Source organism: Actinomadura macrotermitis, assembly GCF_009604375.1.
Taxonomy (GTDB): Bacteria; Actinomycetota; Actinomycetes; order Streptosporangiales; family Streptosporangiaceae; genus Spirillospora; species Spirillospora macrotermitis.
Genome location: NZ_WEGH01000001.1, coordinates 2,321,672 through 2,338,458 on the forward strand (window position 1 = coordinate 2,321,672; position 16,787 = coordinate 2,338,458).

11 protein-coding genes are annotated in these 16,787 nt (G+C 66.7%); 3 read left to right on the plus strand and 8 right to left on the minus strand.

What is annotated here, in order from left to right; translation table 11 throughout:
• Positions 1-72 precede the first annotated feature (72 nt).
• The 3 genes from ACRB68_RS10640 to ACRB68_RS40100 all read right to left on the minus strand — a co-directional run bounded on the left by ACRB68_RS10640 (position 73) and on the right by ACRB68_RS40100 (position 3,018).
• A complete protein-coding gene (locus tag ACRB68_RS10640; RefSeq protein ID WP_153531910.1) occupies positions 73-741 on the minus strand; it encodes a response regulator in 669 nt (222 codons plus the stop codon).
• A complete protein-coding gene (locus ACRB68_RS10645; RefSeq protein WP_153531911.1) occupies positions 738-1,859 on the minus strand; it encodes a sensor histidine kinase in 1,122 nt (373 codons plus the stop codon). The genes ACRB68_RS10640 and ACRB68_RS10645 overlap by 4 nt, the downstream gene beginning before the upstream one ends.
• Before the next feature lie 256 nt (positions 1,860-2,115).
• Complete coding sequence (locus ACRB68_RS40100; protein WP_194293237.1) at positions 2,116-3,018, minus strand: LysR family transcriptional regulator; 903 nt, start codon at positions 3,016-3,018, stop codon at positions 2,116-2,118.
• Between the two features lie 240 nt (positions 3,019-3,258).
• Here ACRB68_RS40100 and ACRB68_RS40105 point away from each other — a divergent pair, with 240 nt between their 5' ends.
• Entirely contained in the window at positions 3,259-3,888 is a 630-nt protein-coding gene (locus tag ACRB68_RS40105; RefSeq protein WP_194293238.1) for a hypothetical protein, read from the plus strand.
• A 684-nt stretch (positions 3,889-4,572) separates the two neighbouring features.
• Entirely contained in the window at positions 4,573-5,619 is a 1,047-nt protein-coding gene (locus ACRB68_RS10655) for a hypothetical protein (RefSeq protein ID WP_153531913.1), read from the plus strand.
• Between the two features lie 25 nt (positions 5,620-5,644).
• Here the strand turns inward: ACRB68_RS10655 and ACRB68_RS10660 are convergent, their stop codons facing one another.
• The 5 genes from ACRB68_RS10660 to ACRB68_RS42795 form a co-directional block, all read right to left on the minus strand.
• Positions 5,645-8,029, minus strand: a complete 2,385-nt coding sequence (locus ACRB68_RS10660; protein ID WP_153531914.1) for a hypothetical protein — start codon at positions 8,027-8,029, stop codon at positions 5,645-5,647.
• 354 nt (positions 8,030-8,383) lie between these two features.
• Positions 8,384-8,818, minus strand: coding sequence for a hypothetical protein (locus tag ACRB68_RS10665; protein WP_153531915.1), 435 nt, complete (start codon positions 8,816-8,818; stop codon positions 8,384-8,386).
• Between the two features lie 105 nt (positions 8,819-8,923).
• Positions 8,924-9,511: a 2'-5' RNA ligase family protein gene (locus ACRB68_RS41990; protein ID WP_194293239.1), complete on the minus strand. Its 588-nt coding sequence runs from the start codon at positions 9,509-9,511 to the stop codon at positions 8,924-8,926.
• Positions 9,512-9,542: 31 nt separating this feature from the next.
• Positions 9,543-9,872 carry a hypothetical protein gene (locus ACRB68_RS40110; RefSeq protein ID WP_194293240.1) on the minus strand — a complete coding sequence of 110 codons (330 nt, stop codon included), beginning with the start codon at positions 9,870-9,872 and terminating at the stop codon, positions 9,543-9,545.
• A gap of 503 nt (positions 9,873-10,375) precedes the next feature.
• Positions 10,376-10,786, minus strand: a complete 411-nt coding sequence (locus ACRB68_RS42795) for a helix-turn-helix domain-containing protein (RefSeq protein WP_153531918.1) — start codon at positions 10,784-10,786, stop codon at positions 10,376-10,378.
• 1,315 nt (positions 10,787-12,101) lie between these two features.
• Between ACRB68_RS42795 and ACRB68_RS10685 the strand changes: the two genes are divergently transcribed.
• Complete coding sequence (locus ACRB68_RS10685) at positions 12,102-16,688, plus strand: tetratricopeptide repeat protein (protein ID WP_153531919.1); 4,587 nt, start codon at positions 12,102-12,104, stop codon at positions 16,686-16,688.
• Positions 16,689-16,787 lie beyond the last annotated feature (99 nt).

The following is a 16,787-nucleotide window of genomic DNA, read 5'->3' on the forward strand; positions in this document are numbered from 1 at the left end:
GCGTCGGCCTGCGGATGTCACCTGGCCTACCCCGGCGGTTGCGGGCGCCGGGCCCTCCTACACCCGCGGTCGCTACCCCGACATCCAGCGGGGGTTGACCATGCCCGACTCGTACGCCAGCACCACCAGCTGGGAGCGGTCCCGCACGTCCAGCTTGGTCATGATGCGGCTGACGTGGGTCTTGGCGGTGGCCGGGCTGAGCGTCAGGCGGGCGGCGATCTCGTCGTTGCTCAGCCCCGCCGCCACCAGCCGCATGACCTCGCCTTCCCGCTCGGTCAGCGCGTTCAGCCGAGGGCCCGGCTCGGGGGCCCGGACCCGCCCGGCGAACTCGGCGATCAGCCGGCGGGTGATCGACGGGCTGATCAGCGCGTCGCCGCGGGCCGCCACCCGCACCGCGTGCACCAGCTCCTCCGGCTCGTTGTCCTTGACCAGGAAGCCGGCGGCGCCCGCGCGCAGCGCGCCGTAGACGTACTCGTCCAGGTCGAAGGTGGTCAGGATGACGACCCGGACGTCCTTCAGCCGTGGCTCGGCGGCGATGGCCCGGGCCGCCGCCAGGCCGTCGGTGCCCGACATCCGGATGTCCATCAGCACCACGTCCGGGCGCAGCTCCCGGCAGCCGGCGAGGGCCTGGTCGCCGTCGGCGGCCTCGCCGACCACCTCGATGTCGTCCTCGTCCTCCAGGATCGACCGGAAACCGGCCCGCACGAGACGCTGGTCGTCGGCCAGCAGCACCCTGATCATGACGTCGGCAGGCAGGCCCGCACGGCGAAACCGCCGCCCGGCGCGGGACCCGCGGTCATCTCGCCGCCGAGCGCACGGGCGCGCTCGCGCATCCCGGCGATGCCGCTGCCGCCCGGCCCGCCGGCCGGGCCGCGCCCGTCGTCGGTGACCTCGACCGTGACCTGGCGCGGCCCGCAGTCGATCCGGACGGTGGCCGCGGTGGCGCGGGCGTGCCGGGCCACGTTCGTGAGGGACTCCTGCGCGATGCGGTACGCGGCCAGCTCCACCTCGGCCGGCAGCGACCGCTCCCCGCCGCTGATGTGCGTCCGCACGTCCAGCCCCGCCAGCCGCGCCGACGCGGCCAGCTCACCGATCCGCGCCAGGCTCGGCGGCGGCGCCGTCGGCGCCCGCTCGCCGGCCTCCCGCAGCATGCCGAGCGTGGCCCGCAGCTCGCGCAGCGCCTCCCGGCTCGACTGCTTGATCGCGTCCAGCGCCGCCTCGGCCTGCTCCGGCCCCGTGGCCGCGTTCCGGCGCAGCCGGCGCAGCGCCGCCGCGGCCTGCACGTTGATCAGCGAGAGGTGGTGGCCGACGTCGTCGTGCAGCTCACGGGCGATCCGCAGCCGCTCCTCACCGGCCGCGCGCCGCTCCGCCTCGCGGGCGTGCGCCCGGCGGGTGTGCCACGCCCAGCCGAGCGAGACCACCGCGACCAGCCACCCGGCGAACATGAACAGGGCGACGCCGTTGACGTCGCCGTTGCCGGCCAGCGTGCCGGCCCCGGTGCCGATCAAGGCCACCGCCGCGATGACGACCGCCGCCCGCAGCCGTCCTCCGGCCGCCACCCCGTACAGCGCCACCACGAACGCGACCATGAGCGGACCGTCGTAGTGGCTGGTCAGGTAGTAGGCGGCCGTGGCGGCCAGCACGAACACCGCCACCGCCACCGGATACCGGCGCCACCACGCCAGCGCCGCGCAGGCGGCGGCGAGCAGCACCCAGTCGATCACGGTGCCGGACCAGGGCTCCTCCCGCGCGCCGACCAGCGACCGCAGGCTGCCGAGGCCCACCAGCAGAAAGACGCCCCCGGCGAGGGCCGCGTCCGCCACACCACCACGAACCGGGCGCAGCATGCCAGAGATCATGCAACCAGCCTAGGCACACCGGCCCCGCCTCCGCCTTCCCCCGCAGTCGGAAGAAACACCCCGCCACCCGCAACCCCGGTGGTACGGCCGCCCCTGTACCCACAACCCATGGAGTAGCGCAGGCGCCGACGCCCCGCCGCTGCAACCTCGCCCGCTGCCATCAGGGAACCAGGCAGCTTCACACTGCCTACCTGGCGTGGGTCGGCGATGCCGGCGCACACGGCCGAACGTCCCCACAGGTCATGACCGCCGGAGGCTAGGCAGGTTGGGCGGCGATGAGCGCGCGCAGTTGCCGGGCGAAGATCTGGAGCAGGGGCGTGCGGGCGTCGGTGGCCCATGCCAGGCACCATTCCAGCGGGGCGGCGTCATCGATCGGCAGATAGGTGACGCCTGGGTGGCGGTAGTACCGGTTCACCTGGGCGCCGAAGGGATAAGCGCCGAGCCCGGCGGCGATGAGCGCCAGCGCCTGGTTGACCGATTCGGCCTGCGGTCCCCGCTGGATGGGGGTGCCGCCGGGGGTGCGGTGGGGAGTGCGCTCAGCGACCCAGTCGTCGGGCATCGTCGGAGTGTCCAGCAGCGGGACGCCGGCCAGATCCTCCATGCGGATCCTGGAGCGGCGGGCCAGAGGGTGGCCGGTGGGGACGGCCAGCACCCGGGGTTCGCGCAGCAGGACGGGACCGGCGGTGACGCCGGGTTCGACGACCGGCAGGCTGGCCGTCGTCGCGTCGACCAGCCCGGCGGGCTGCAGGCGCTGCGCCTGGTCGGGCGTGATCTCGATGAGCGCGATCCGGACGGCGGGCCGTTCGGCCCGCAGGGCCTCCGCGGCTCGGACCAGCAGACCTCCCCACAGCGCACCGACGAACCCGACCCGTAAGACACCGGCGCGGCCGTGCGCGACGGCGGCGGCGTTGGCGAACGCCTCCTGGACGCCTTGGTAGTGCGGCAGCAGTTCGTCGCGGAAGCCGGCACCGAGCGGGGTGAGCCGCACCCGCCGACTGGTCCGGTCGAACAGCGGACCGCCGACCTTGCGTTCCAGCGCCTGGATCACCTGGCTGACCCGCTGCGGCGACACGCCGCGGCGCTGCGCCGTCCGCCCGAAGTGCAGCTCCTCGGCCAGCACGAGGAAGGTCTCGATCATGCCGGGTTCGACAAGCGCCACTTGATGATCGTACAGAAGGTCGACATTGCGGCGGTTGAGGGCGATTGGCCAGGATGGGCGGTGTTCCACCAGGTCGAACACACCGCATGTGGTCCTCCGGCCCGCCCCTCGCGGCAGGTGGCAAGAGGCGCCCGTCGCCACGGCCGTGCCCGGGACCAGCGGACCGGCACCGACCCACTCACATGTCCCCTCGCAGCAGGACCAGCGACGCCCATGGACGGGCGAAGGAGTTGACCGAGTATGCGCACCAGGGCCGGCACGATGGTGATCACTTTGGCGGCGGGAGCGGCGATGACGGCGCTGGCCGCTCCGGCGCAGGCCGACGCCCTCACCTGGACAGTCACCAACCCCCGGGCCGATGGCGCCTTCACCGGGGTATCGGGGCCGCTCACCGTCCGCAGCGCCGGCGGAAAGGTCCTGGTGACCTGCACGAGCCTTGCCGCCGGCGGCACCGCCGCCACCCACACCGACACGGGCTCCATCGGGCGGATCGACCAGAGTGTGGGAAGCGGCTGCAAGAACGGCCAGGGCCGGGCGTGGTCGGTGCGAATCGACTCGGCCTGGCAGGCCGTGCTCAACGGGACCGCCTACAACGCCGCCACCGGCAGGACGGAGCTCACCGCCGGCTGGGCCCAGTACACGCTCGCCCCCGCCGACGGCGCCCCCGGCTGCCTGATCGTCACCAAGAACACGCGGCTGGACTACACCAACGCCACCGGCGCGCTGCGGACCACCACCGCGCAGGCCAACGTGGGCACCACCAGCGGAGGGACGTCCTCGTGCCCCGATGTGGCCCAGGGCGAGACCCTCGTCTTCGACACCACCTTCACCCTCACCCCCCGCCTCACGATCACCGCGAAGGCCGCCTGACCGGCCCTTCCGGCACGACCGCATCCGCTCCGCCCGTGTCCAGGGTCCCGGCCACCCCGAGACCCTGGACACCGACACCACCTGACGCCGCCCCGGGCGCTTGACGAGGTCGATGGCCTCCTCGTCCGTGACGAGCCGGATGGTGGCGCCGTCGGCCACCAGCCTGTAGCGCGACAGGCGCTCTCCCTCGCCAAGGTCACGCAGGTTGTTCAGCGCGGCGCGGACCTTCTGCGGGGAGTTGCTCGTCCGGAAGTACGAGCAGGTGCGAAGCGCAAGAACGCCCTGGAAGGAGTAGGGGGCGCGTGGATAGGAGGAGATCTCCAGTTCGAGAATGACGCCGGAGGGTGTCTTGCCTGCGCCAATGCCGTAGCCGGCTCACGATCGCGCCGGACAGCGCTGCGGCCATCTTGGCCGTGTAGGCCATCCCCCTCCCCCCTTCCCACAGCACCAGTCCAGTCGAGCCACTCACCATGGCCACCGTGATGGAGCGGGCATGATCATCCGCGCTCTGGGCCCGCCAGAGTGAACCGATGATTCATCACAAACGACATCACAACCGTCTGAAAGAGAGTCAGCCTGCAGTACGCAGGAGCCCCAACCGCCTACAGGAGGGCGTGGGGAACTGGCATCATCGTCCTCGTGCGCCGTGCAAGGGTCGTCCTTACTGCAGCCGTCCTGGTCGGTATGTCCGCGTGCACCTCGGGCAAGCCCAAGCAGTCGTTCGATCCCGCTCCCCGCCCGAACCGTCCCGGCGAGGCGGTCGTCATCGCGGGCGCTCCCAATCTCAACGGCACCCCCCATGACGGCGAATACGCCCTCCAAGCCAGCGCGACCAGCAACGGCGGGCTGGCCGTAGGACCAGACGGGTCGATCTACTTTCCGGCGAGGTACTTGGCCACATACCAACTGGCCCGCATCACCCCGGACGGCCGCCTCCACCTACTCCCGGTGTACAGCGCATCGGATCAAATCACCATCTCCGGAGCAAACCTCTGGATGCTTTCATCAAGGTCGCAAGGTCTTCGACTTGAAAAGATCGCACTGAGCAATTTCCAGAAGGAGATCTGGCTGGACGAAAAGCCCCCGATGCTGGTGGACGCCCATCAGCGACCGCTCTCCCGCAAGGAGAGCAATGACCTGCTCTCGCCAACCGGATGGGGCGATGCCAAGTTGACTATGCGTGCCGACGGCACACCGGTCGTCGTGTCGGCACGAGGAGAACTGTTCGAGGCCCTCGGACACAACAAGCTCCGCCCTTGGTCCGCGCCTGGCCACTCCAGCGCCGTTAAATCACTCCGCCGTGAGACGAATTTCAAAGTCGCCGATGTCAGCGACGACGGCAAGGGCAACCTCGCCATCCTCGGCAACAGCGGAGTGCTGCGCATCCCCAGCACAGGAGCGGCCACAGCGGTTCTGTTCCCCCAACGTGTTCTGCAGCGCCCTTCCCGGTGGGCAGCAGCACTTGCCCTGGCCAACGGCTCAGTCGTCCTGCTGGGCACCCAGGACACGCAGCCGGACGACCTGCCACCGGCCATGGTCACCCCAGACGGACGCCTGGACACACTCTCCTGGGGACCTTCGACCCACTGCGGTCCCACCGACGACTCGCTGGCCATGATCCGCTCGGCAAGCCCCGGCAAGATCGTGCGTCACCCCAGCGGCGCTTATGTGATCACCGATCTAGGGTGCGGTCGTATCTATATGTTCCGGCTCCCCGAGAAGCTGGGCTGAAGCCCCTCCATCCAAGAGCCTTCTATCAGTCCTTCTGCGGAGCATTGTGCTCTAGTCCGTCCACCGACCATCCCACGATGACACCGCCGGTGACGCCCATGCCATCCCCATAGTTCCCTCCCCGCACGAACACGTGATGGCGAGTCCACTGCACCACCTCTCGGATCTGCTCCTCGGACAGTTTTGGTTTGGCCAACAGAGCATCGATCTCAGGGGCGCCGACTAGTGGGCTGCCGAGTTGAGCACGGTAAGCGCGAGCAAGGTCGACATAGAGTTGGCTGGAGTAGTCGGCATGCTTCTTGTCGATCGCCTCGAGCTTCTTTTCGAAGTCCGCATACTTGACCTTGTCCAGGCCCAGATCCGTGCCCATCCCGTAGGCATCGCTCACGCCAGGAATCTGGCCGGCCGGAGTCTCGCCGAGGATCGTGCCACCGAGGTCACGCAGCAATGCCAGCCGCTCCTGGGCTGCCTCGTACTGCTGTTTGGTGAGCTCCTCGCGTGTGATGCGTTCCTTGCCGTAGGCACGTATGAGGTTCCCGTCGAGGAACCCTGCATACCGGGCGGCCGAGAGCAGGCTGTGATCCCGGAGGCCCCACGCGTAGAGCTTCTGCTTGTAGTGCTGGGTGTCGATGCCGAGCTGGGTCCACAGCTTGTCGTCGGCGGCGAAGGTGCGCAGGAACTGGACGGCATCATCGCCGTCGATAGTGACGAACGTCCGCCCCGTAGCCGGATCCACATCCGCCGAGGCTCCGTTGCTGGTGCGGTCCGCATAAGCCAAGGTCGGGATGTACATCCGGGTCATCTGCAGCAGGCCGTTCGTCAGCCCCCTGCCGTACTCAGCGGAGTACTGCTTGCTGTCCGCGAACCAGCCCGGCGCGCCGTCCCGATGCAGCCACGGCACCCACTTGGGCAAGTGCCCCTCATTGAGAAGCTTGTCGACCTGCGAGCGTCCCTTCTCGTTCCACCAGGCGACCGTCTTCATGATCTCGGCAGCGTTCTCGGCCGCCTGCTCCTCGTGCCCTTTCTCCTGGGTCACGGCGAGCCGGACGACCTTGCCCGCGAGGTCTCCGCCGTCCGTCCAATCCGGCGCGATCAGCAGTGCCGCGTAGGTCTCCCCGTTGCCGCGGCTGACCCAGGTGAGGGCCTTGGCCTTGTCGGCGTCCTTGATGGTGAACGCCTTCTCCAGCTTGGTGGAGGCCAGATCCCGTGCTGCCGTGGTGTCCTGCTGCTGCGCGATCCGGCCCAGGATGTTCAGCGCCGGATCGTGCTCGCGCAGGGACTTGAGGTCGGCGTCGCCCAAACCAGTCCCGCCGTTGATGCCCCAGTCTTTCCACCAGGCACGGTGCGGCTGATTGGTGACGGAGGTGTGCTTCTCCCCCTGTGAACCACCGGACGTGGTGAGCTCATAGGAGGGGTACTGCTGCCGCCACCGCAACGCCGCCTTCCCCAACTCCAGCAGCATCGCCGAACTCCACTTCACCTCCGGAGCAGCGAGCTTGACCAGCAAGGCCTGCCCCGGCATGTCCGAACCGGCGCCGCCCATGGCGCGCCACACCGCCGCCTGCCCGTCCTTCTGCCGCGACAGTTGGGCCAAAGCGGTCCCGACATCGGCGAGGATCTTCTTGTCCGCAGCAGCGAGCGGCGCCCCACCGCTCTGCCGATGCAGGTTGTAGGCGAGCTCGCCGACGCTGCCGGGCTGAACGGCCCCGAAGAACGCGGTGAGGTAAGCGGTGTCCTTCCCGTTCTCCCGCAAGCTCGCAGCAATATCGGCCAGCAGTTGCTTGGCCCCGGCATCGGAACTCTCCAGAGCCTTGGCGTAAGCCTGAACCTGATGCCTGGCAAGTTCGGCCATCTGAGCAGCGCCGAACTTGTCCACATCCGGAATGCCGGCCATACCCCACGTGATGCCGACGTTGTCACTGGCCAGCGCGTAGTGAATACGGGTCTTCGTCGCCCGAACCTGCGCAGCGCACCACGCGGCGGTCCGATCACACTGCGCCGTGGACACCTCGACCGGCCCGCCCTGCGACAAAAGCGCACGGACCCTGCGCCCATGGTCAGGAAGCGCATCAGCGGCACGACGCAGCGCGATCTCCATGCGCTGCAGCCCAGCGACCGACACCGAAGCGACCTGGTTGAACAACCCAGCCGGGGGTTGCAGCGGCACCGCGGCGATCTCCGGCACGTCGATCACCATCGGCAGCTCGTTCATGGCCGCCACCGCCTGCAGGACCCGCGCCATCATCTGCTCCAGCGACCGACTGTGGCCCTGTAGGTCGACGGTGAACCTCCCGGCGGAGCCGCCCTGCCAGGTCTGCGGCCCCATCTGCCGCGCGACCCCGGACACCAATGCAGAGATCCGCGCGAGCTCTCCCTGCACCGCCCGCACGTCGACCTTGGTCGCCACCATCCCCCGCCCTCCCCGCCCGTCCGGCAACAGATAGCGCACCTGGCAGACACCGTCAACGGAAGTGCGGGCCCCGGTCAAAGTCCGTGCCCACCACACTCAGAAATTCCGGTACAGATACCCCCGAAAGCCGACGCCGAAGGGCCGTCCACCTGCCAAAACGGAGGGCGGTGACGTCGAGGGGATTTGCCCTCCTCAATAGGCGGTCAGCAAGATTCGACACAGGTCCGGAGCGGAGTCCATTGACGTGACCGGCCTGAACGCTTTGGCTCACAAAATACGCCTCACCCCTGGCCGGCCGACGGCATCTGTGGGCATCGACTCCAGCCGGCCCAGACCGCGCATCCCGGTGAGCTCCTACGCAACCCAGCAGTAGACGCCCCGGCCCTGACGCTGGGCGCTGACGACGAGGGCAGAGAGATCACCCAAGATCGCTTCGGCGATCTCCGCATCGATGATCTCACCGTCTTCCGCACGCAGCCGAACCCATGAGGCAGCGGCAACACACAACCTGGCGACCCCGGCTTCCGCAAGTGCGGTGCACAGACGAGGCGAGAACGCGAAAACGACGCATCCGTCGTCGTCCTCGCTCGCGACGATACGCGGCTCACCTGCTTTGACGAGTTCCTCGAAGCTGCCGCCGGCAAGGAGGCACTCCCACTCGACCACGGCCTCTTCGGGGTCGAAGTTGCCGAAAGAGAGCGACTCGGATTCCCGCCCTGGGCCAGATCGGAGAGTCAGCGCCGCCCGCGCGTCGTCAGGCGCCACGAAGAATTTAACGACGATGCTCATCCGAGCATCATGCCTAGCCGCCCTTCCCACCTCGAACCCCAGACCTGCCTCGTCGACAGCGACCGACGGTGCATTCACGTCCGGTACAAGGACGCCCTGCCGGCGCTATCCGCCGAGCGGTGCCTCGGACAGGACTTCCCAGCGGTACAGATGCCCCTCGCGCTGTTGAGCGACCAGGTGAACCCGAGCGACCCTCAGCGAGCTAGGTGGGGGCGGCGGATTCAACGCGCGGACGATGGGCGCCGCCGGCCCGGTGCCGTTGCTGTAGGCGACCGAGATATGCGGCGTCCAGTCGGGTTCGTCTGCGGGCTGGTGCGCGGCGACGGTCTGGGCGATCGCTTCGCGGATCCCTTTGCGGATCGGATCGAGAGCGCGAGCGGGACGGACGCCGAGCATCACCGCCTCGCTGTGGAACCACAGCTTGCCGAGTTCCACCTCGATCGGCTCCAGCTTGGCCATCCTCTCGACGACGGCGTCTGTCATCGCCTGCACCTGCTCGGCCGGGATCTCGTCGGCGAATCCGACGATCTGCGTCGTCATGTGCAGCCACTCGGCCGGCACCTTGTCCAGGCCGCCCAGTCCAGCGAGCCTGTCCTGACAATCACGCACCAGCCGCACAACGTCGGGCTGACCGCTGGGCAGTACATGCCAGACCAGCAGCCGCCGCCCGGGCGCACCCCGGGCCGCCACCACCAGTGGTCGCTCATGCGTTCGAGCAGGGGGCTCACAGGACCTCCGGGGTGGACGGTTGGCGTTCGAGCGATCCGGCCTGGAATGCATGGATACGTTCATGCAGGTCGTGGGCACGCGGGTCGCCCTTGTACAGCGAGTGGCCCAGTCGTCCAGCGACCTCGCCGACGCGGCCGATGATGGTGACGACCCGGTATTCGCTGCCCAGGTCGAGCACGGGCGCGAGTTCCTCGGCGGCGCCCTCGGCGTCACCTTTCATCACACGTGCGATGGCAGCGCCGATGCGGACCTGCGCCCACGTGCCGTAGACCCACGGGTCGCCTTCGGCCCATGCGTCGTCGGCGGCCTGAGCCGAGCGCAGCATCGCGGCAGGATCACGGGCTCCCAGGCCGACCTGGAGCGCGTAGGTCTCCTGCCTAGCAGGCGTACAGCTCCAAGCGTCGGCGACCCGATCGAGGGTGCTGCCGGCGTCGCGGGCTCGGTGCGCCCGCTGAAGAGCCCGGCGGGCGCCGGGAATGTCGCCGCTGGACTGCAAGACGGTCGCCTCGGAGACAGCCAGCAGGACACATCCCCGAGCCGCATCGGGGGCGAGAGCGGGCAAGTTCGGCAGCGTCGTGATGGCGGCCTTCCCAACGGGCCGTCTTGGACTGCGCGCACAGCACCAATGCACGGGCAGCGTCGGAGTCGGCTTCATTGGCGCAGATCCACGCGGCGTACCCGTAGGCGTCGGCGAGCGGATACCGACCGATGTCGCCGGCCAGGAGATTGTTCAGCGCGAACAGTTCGGCGGCGGTCCTCAGCAGCGCCTGGGTCTGGGCGATGCGTTGGCGGCCGCCGCGCAGGATGCCGATGACCCGCTGCTGCAAGCTAGCGGCCTCCCGCAGCACCAGCAGCGGAGGGAGGCGGGCATAGTCGAAGGCCAGGCGACGGGTCGCGGTTTCCAGGTAGTCGCTGTCGCCATCGCCGACATTGGACTGCTCCAGCCATGCGGCCAGTTCGACGACGGCATCGGCGTTCGACGATTGGGGAAGGGTCGCCGAGCAGTTCGGCGCGATCGATGCCGAGGGCCTCGGCGTAGGCGGCCCGGTAGCGGGCGCTGATCGCGGCCTTGCCCCGCTCCCACCGCTTCACGTACTCGGTCAGGGTGTCGAGTGCGGGGACCTGCGGACCGGACACCGCTGCGGCGATCCGCTCGGCGAGCTGCCGCTGTGTCAGCCCGTGCGCTTCCCGCTCTGCCTTCAGCCGGGCGCCGAGCGCGCGCCGTTCGTCTGGCGTCATCGTGCGCACCTCACATCGTCGCCGTGCCCCTTGGATGCCCCGCGGGTGCCCCCATCGTGCCCCTGACGCGCTGCGTTGTGGAGGAGTTTTCCTAGGTGGTGCGGGTGCGCGCCGACCACTGAAGTTCCCGTGTGGTCCGATCCGCCCCTATAGGGGGTTTCCGGCGCGCGCCCGCCCCGACGACAAAGCGGCCCGCCAGCGCCGGTGATCCGAAGCCTTCCAGGAAACGAGGTCCTCGCCGATGACCGACCTACGAGCCCCCGCCGTCCGCACGATGGCGACACAACCGCCCCCGGCCAGTACGCCATGGCGCGCGAGCTCGAACAGCGATTCCCCGGAACGCGGGTGTGGTTCGGTCTGCACACGCGGCACTGGTGGGCTCTGGCTGGCTGGACTCTGCTTGAAGGGGACACGCTCGAGCGGCTTGCCGAGTCCCTGGAATGGGCGCGGAGACGGGCATGAATGCGGCAAGATCAAGGCTGAGGCAGCGGCGTACTTGTCCACGCCGAAGGCTGCTCGCCGCTGCCTCACTCAACTCGTCTCGATTCCGCAGGGTGTGGCGCTGCCCTGTGGCGGGAGGATCTCCACGCGGCCATGGTTCCGCTCCTCGTGAGCCCTGGCCGTGCAGCGACAAGGCGGTGCGGCTTCCCCGCTTCGCGCCACCGCACCTGCCCTGGGGTGCCCGGTGATTCCGGCCGACCAGTTCTTCTGGTCAGAGTGCCCGGTGGCATTGGCCGACCACATCGTCCGGCTCGTCTGCCTTGCCCGTCTTGCTGAGACGAACCGCGACCCAGCGGACCGCGCTCTCATCTCTGTCCGGCGCCAGTCCGACCCGCTCCATGATCTCGGCCGCGATCCGCGCCCACTCCTCATCCGTCAGGATCGGTCCTCAGGCACAACCCTTACCGGCACATGCCACACCAGCCGCTCATGGTTGCGCTCTCCCAACAAGGTCAGCGTCTGGTTAAGCAGCCTGTCCAGCCTCCGAAGATCAAACTGACCGTCTGCCCGAACCCCTGGCTGCAACATCCCCGGCTCCCAGAAGCCCGCCACGATCCACGGCTCATCACGCTTTCCACAACTCCCCAGCCCGAACAAATAGCGCAGGACTCCCTCTTGCAACAGATGAAGTCCTTTGCACTCCATACCTTCCCAGGGACCGGCCGCCCTGACCCTCCCCCAAAACGGCCATATCAACTCTCCGACTGTTTAGAGAGATGTCGATGACCAGCGAAGACATCAGCAGAATTGGCATACGACGATACATCTCACGAAAGCGGGGTGAACTGTCAGTGCCGCATGCCACCATCCTGGTGTGACCGACTACGTGCTCACCAGCCTCGGCCCGCAGCGGTTCGAAGAGCTTTCCCAAGCCCTCGCACTGCAAGTCCTGGGCCCGTCCGTAGAGATCTTTGGCGACGGCCCAGACGGCGGCCGTGAAGCATCGTTCGAGAACTTGACTCACTTCCCAACCGCCGAGGCTCCCTGGCACGGCTATGGGATCTTGCAAGCGAAGTTCCGCAAGCGCCCGGAGCGCAGCAAGGACGCCGACTGGTTGATCGAACAGATCGGGGCCGAACTGCGCGCTTGGGCCAACCCGCGTTCGCACCGAGTAACTCAGGGGCGAATACCGAAATACCTACTCATCACAACCAACGTCATCCTCACCGCAGTGCCAGGAAGAGGCGGAATCGCTCGGGTCGATGAGGCGATTCAGCGTTACGCGCACGACCTCGGCCTTCCACTGCTGGGGTGGGAGATCTGGCATTACGACAAGATCTGTCGGCTTCTCGATGAATTTGAGGGGATCCGGCACGCCAACGCCGACGCCGTGCTGCCCGGTGACGTCCTCTCACGGCTGTATGACCACCTCGAACGGATCGAGGCCACACACTCACCTGCCCTAGGGGGTCCAGGTCTGCCGTCGGAGATGCGGCCTTTGGTCGGGCGTGAAGTCGAGCTCGTTGAGGGCGGACGCCGGCTTCAGGAACCAGAGGAAGGCCAACGACCAGCCATCGTAGTGACCGGAGCCCCGGGCATCGGCAAGAGCGCGCTCGCCCTACGGCTCGCCCGACTCGCTGCAGACGCCTACCCAGACGGCCAGTTTCACATCGACCTCTCACTTTGGACTGCCGGAAACAACCAGGTAGATCTGGTACAGGTACTCCTGCAGACGCTGCGACCAAGCGAAGCGCTGCCCGAGGGTCGTGCGCGCCAGATCATCGTCCTGCGTTCGCTGCTGTCCCGCTGCAGGGTCTTGCTTCTCATGGACGACATCGCTTCAGAAGAGGCGTTGGCGGAGATCCTCCAGATGGATGGGCCGTTCGCAATAGTCTGTACCAGCCGTGCCAAACTCAGCGGTCTCACAGGCTACGTCCATTTCATCGAACTCAGCCAGATGCCCGTCCATGATGGAACCGAACTCGTCAGGGCCATCAGCGGGCCGGATCGCCTTACCAGCGAACAGGTGTCGGCTCTGGTCGAGGCCTGCGCTGGACATCCCCTCGCCTTGCATGTAGCGACAGCGCATCTAGCGCGCAGGCCGAGGGCTAACATCGACCGACTCATCGCGGATATCACTAACCCTGAACGCGGAGTGCGAGCCCTGCGAGCTGGGCAGACCGCACTGGAACCCGTCTTGGAAAGTAGCTTCACCGCGCTATCCTCGGAGCAGGCCGACCTGTTTATCACGCTCGGGATCCTGCCATATATGTCGGTTACCGCAGACGTCGTCGCTGCCACAACAGTCGAGCCACACGAGCTCGACAACGCCTGTATTGATGACGTGATCGGCTTGCTGGACTCATTGTTCGAACTCAGCCTCATTGAACAGGTGGAGCAGGACCGATTCGTCCTGCACGAGATCCTGCACCGCTTCGCCCGGCTCAAGTCCGCTTCGGCTACACCAAAACGCCGGGAAGAGGTGATCCGGCGGGCATGCCTGATGCTGGCGGCCCGGACGAACTCTGCATCGAAGTCGATCGGTTTCGACGACAAGAACGCCATTGTTCCCGCGCAAAGCAACGAGGAAGCTCTGCTTCAGCTAAACACCGATCGCCCAGGATGCATCGCGTTGGCCGAACAAGCAACGCATGATGGGCTCTGGGAACAAGTTGGTCTCCTGGCCGCCACGATCACTCCCTCAATGCATCTCGGCGGCCGCTGGAAAGAGATAGAGCGCCTTTGCCGGTGCCTTCTGGAGGCCGGCACTGCGACCGGAAACTCCGACTGGACAGTATCGGCTTTGCACAATCTCGGACTGGCCGCCGCTCACCTCGGCGACAGCGAGGATGCCGCCAGCCTCCTCCAACGCAGCGCTGAGACGGCGCGCGCAGCCGAGGACCCGTTTCACTACTTCATGGCCCGATTCTCCTTTGGAACCCTCCTGATCAATCTCGGGCTGGGCAGCGAGGCGATCCCTCACCTTCGCTGTGGACTGCGGTTCTGGCGTTCAATCGATGACCGACTCATGCTTTCACGCGCCTTGCAGAATCTCGGCCAGGCCAATCTCATCATTGGCAGGCTCAATCGTGCTGAACGATACATCCGCAACAGCAGGGAGCTCTGCAAGGTCGCAGGCCTCTCCGACTTCCAGGGCCGGGAGGCGCTCGCCACTCTGCTGCGCCACAGCGGCCGCATGGCTGAGGCTGCGCAGGAGACCTTCTCGAGCCTCATCCGTGCGCGGATCGTCGGAGACCGAGGGTGGGAGGCTCAGGCACTGATGGAACTCGCTGAAACGCCAGAAAACGAGCGGCCCGTAGACGCTCCTACTCAACCCGTCGAGACCGCACTAAACATATACCGGGACATGGGAGATATTCAAGGGCAGGTTCGTGCACTGTTCCAACTCGGCCGCCAAGCTGCAGAACAAGCAGAACTCCAGCAGGCTATCGAATGCTTCACTGATTGTGTAAATCTCGCCACCGGCATTGGCGACCACCTGACAGCAGCCCAGGCCGCGTCGACCCTAGCTACATTCCACGGCGGCGTCGGGCACCTGGAGGAAGCCGAAGCCTATTTTGCCGATGCACGCGAGATGGCAGACTACACCGGCAGCCCGCTAGTTATCGGGCACGTCCTACGGGAACGCGCCCAATATCTGCGTCACCAGGGGCTGGCAGACGAGGCCGCCGCTCGCCTCACCGAGGCGGTCCGGCTACTGGAGACCACTGAGGACCGAGCTGCGTTGACTTCGACGCGAGTCGCACTTGGTGAGGCGCTGGTCGTCTCGGGCCGATGGCAGGAAGGTGCCAAGGAACTGGAACCGATCGCTGCCCTGCCTGAGAACGAGGCCTCTCCAAGTACGAAGGCCCAAGCGCTCCGTTCGCTTTCGGTACTCTACTCGCGCCGGGGCCTGCACAGAGAGGCAGAGACAGCGGTTAGCAAGGCTCTCGATCAGGTTGAACGAATCGGCGACAAGGGCGCCATCCTGGCCTGCCGGATGGCCCTAGCCAACATGCACGCTCGGAACCAAGACCATATCCAGGCTCTCGAACAGTACGACAAAGCGATCGAAGCCGCCCTGGAACTCAAGGATCTACATGTGCTCTTGACCGCCCAAGCCATGGCTTCCACCTGCCGACTCACGAATGGCGAGAAGGAGAAGGCCTTTGCCGACATGACCAAGCTGCTTCCCTTGGCCGAGCGCTTGGGAATGCAGGCGGTCAAAACGACACTGCATGCCAACATTGGTGTGTACCACTCGCACTCGGGCGATCACGAGCAGGCACTCACCGAATTTCGCACCGCACTCTCCATCACCAAATCACTCGGAGACGGCGGCCTTCGCGCTTCCTGCCTGCTCAACCTGGCGCGCTCCCACCAAGCCCTCAGTCAAACCGCAGCCGCCGGCGACTATGCTCGCCAAGCCTTCACACTCCACCAGCAACTCGGCGGCTGGAAGGACGCCGCAGAAGCGATTCGGCTCTTGCTGCAACTTCACTGGAGCGAGAATTCAGGCAGCGCACTGCCGAGCGTCAATGAACTACTGGGCGATGAGCAACCCGTCGACGGCCGAACTTTGGAAGCCTGGCACTCTCTGGTCAACACACTCAAGGACTCCGCCCTCTCCCCCCAGTACGTCACCAATCACCCGGCTTCGACCAACGGACGAACCATTAACCTCTCAGCAGAGGTACAGCGGGAGCTTGCCGGCATCGACGCCCAGCTAATGATCCAGCGTCTGAGCAACTCACGGCAGAGCTGTCTGGTCTGCGGGCTCGCCATCGACGAACAGGGGAGAGCCGAACTGTTCCTTCTACTCCCACGAGAGGGACTGCAGCTCACCGCACGCCTGACGCACCCGCATTGCGGCGCCTCAAAGGTAGTTCGGTTCAGGGGGAAGAACCTAAAGGAACCGCAGATCACAATGGAGACAGAGTGTATCATTTTCGGCGACAATATCGCAGGAATCATCGTTGATTGCTACGGAGGCTGGGGGTTTGTTGAGGGCAAAGGCTTTGAGGATCTGATCCTTGGCCACTTCCGGCGAAACGGCTTCGTAGATCTACAGGCCACACTCGAAGGGGTTGATGGTCCCATGGGGATCGCGGAGCTGGCCGTAGGGTCGGGCGCCGGAGTTCGGGCACACCTCAAGAACAACATCTTGTCACTGACTGCCTCACAAGGGGAGGTTCTGGTCAGAATGCCACTCGACTTTCTACCTTGCTGGTATCGCAAGGCGGCCGAAGGCACCTTGATCGTCCTCGTCGGCAGGAACCTGCAGGGCATGGCCGCCGAGGACATGTCCTACCTCAGCAAAGCGATCTCTGCAGGGAACGTAGTCGGCGGTGCGGCGCCCCTCACTGTAATCCGACCCAGCCGGAACACGCGCTGCCCGTGCATGAGCCGGAAGGGACGCAAGTTCAAACACTGCTGCGGCAGACGCCGGACTGAGGGATGAGAGGGCGCGCCAACCAGCATCACGGTCTGACCCGACATTGTCACCCTCCTCAGCGAGGACAACCCGCGAGCACCAAGTACGAGACGCGCTGAGTCGCTC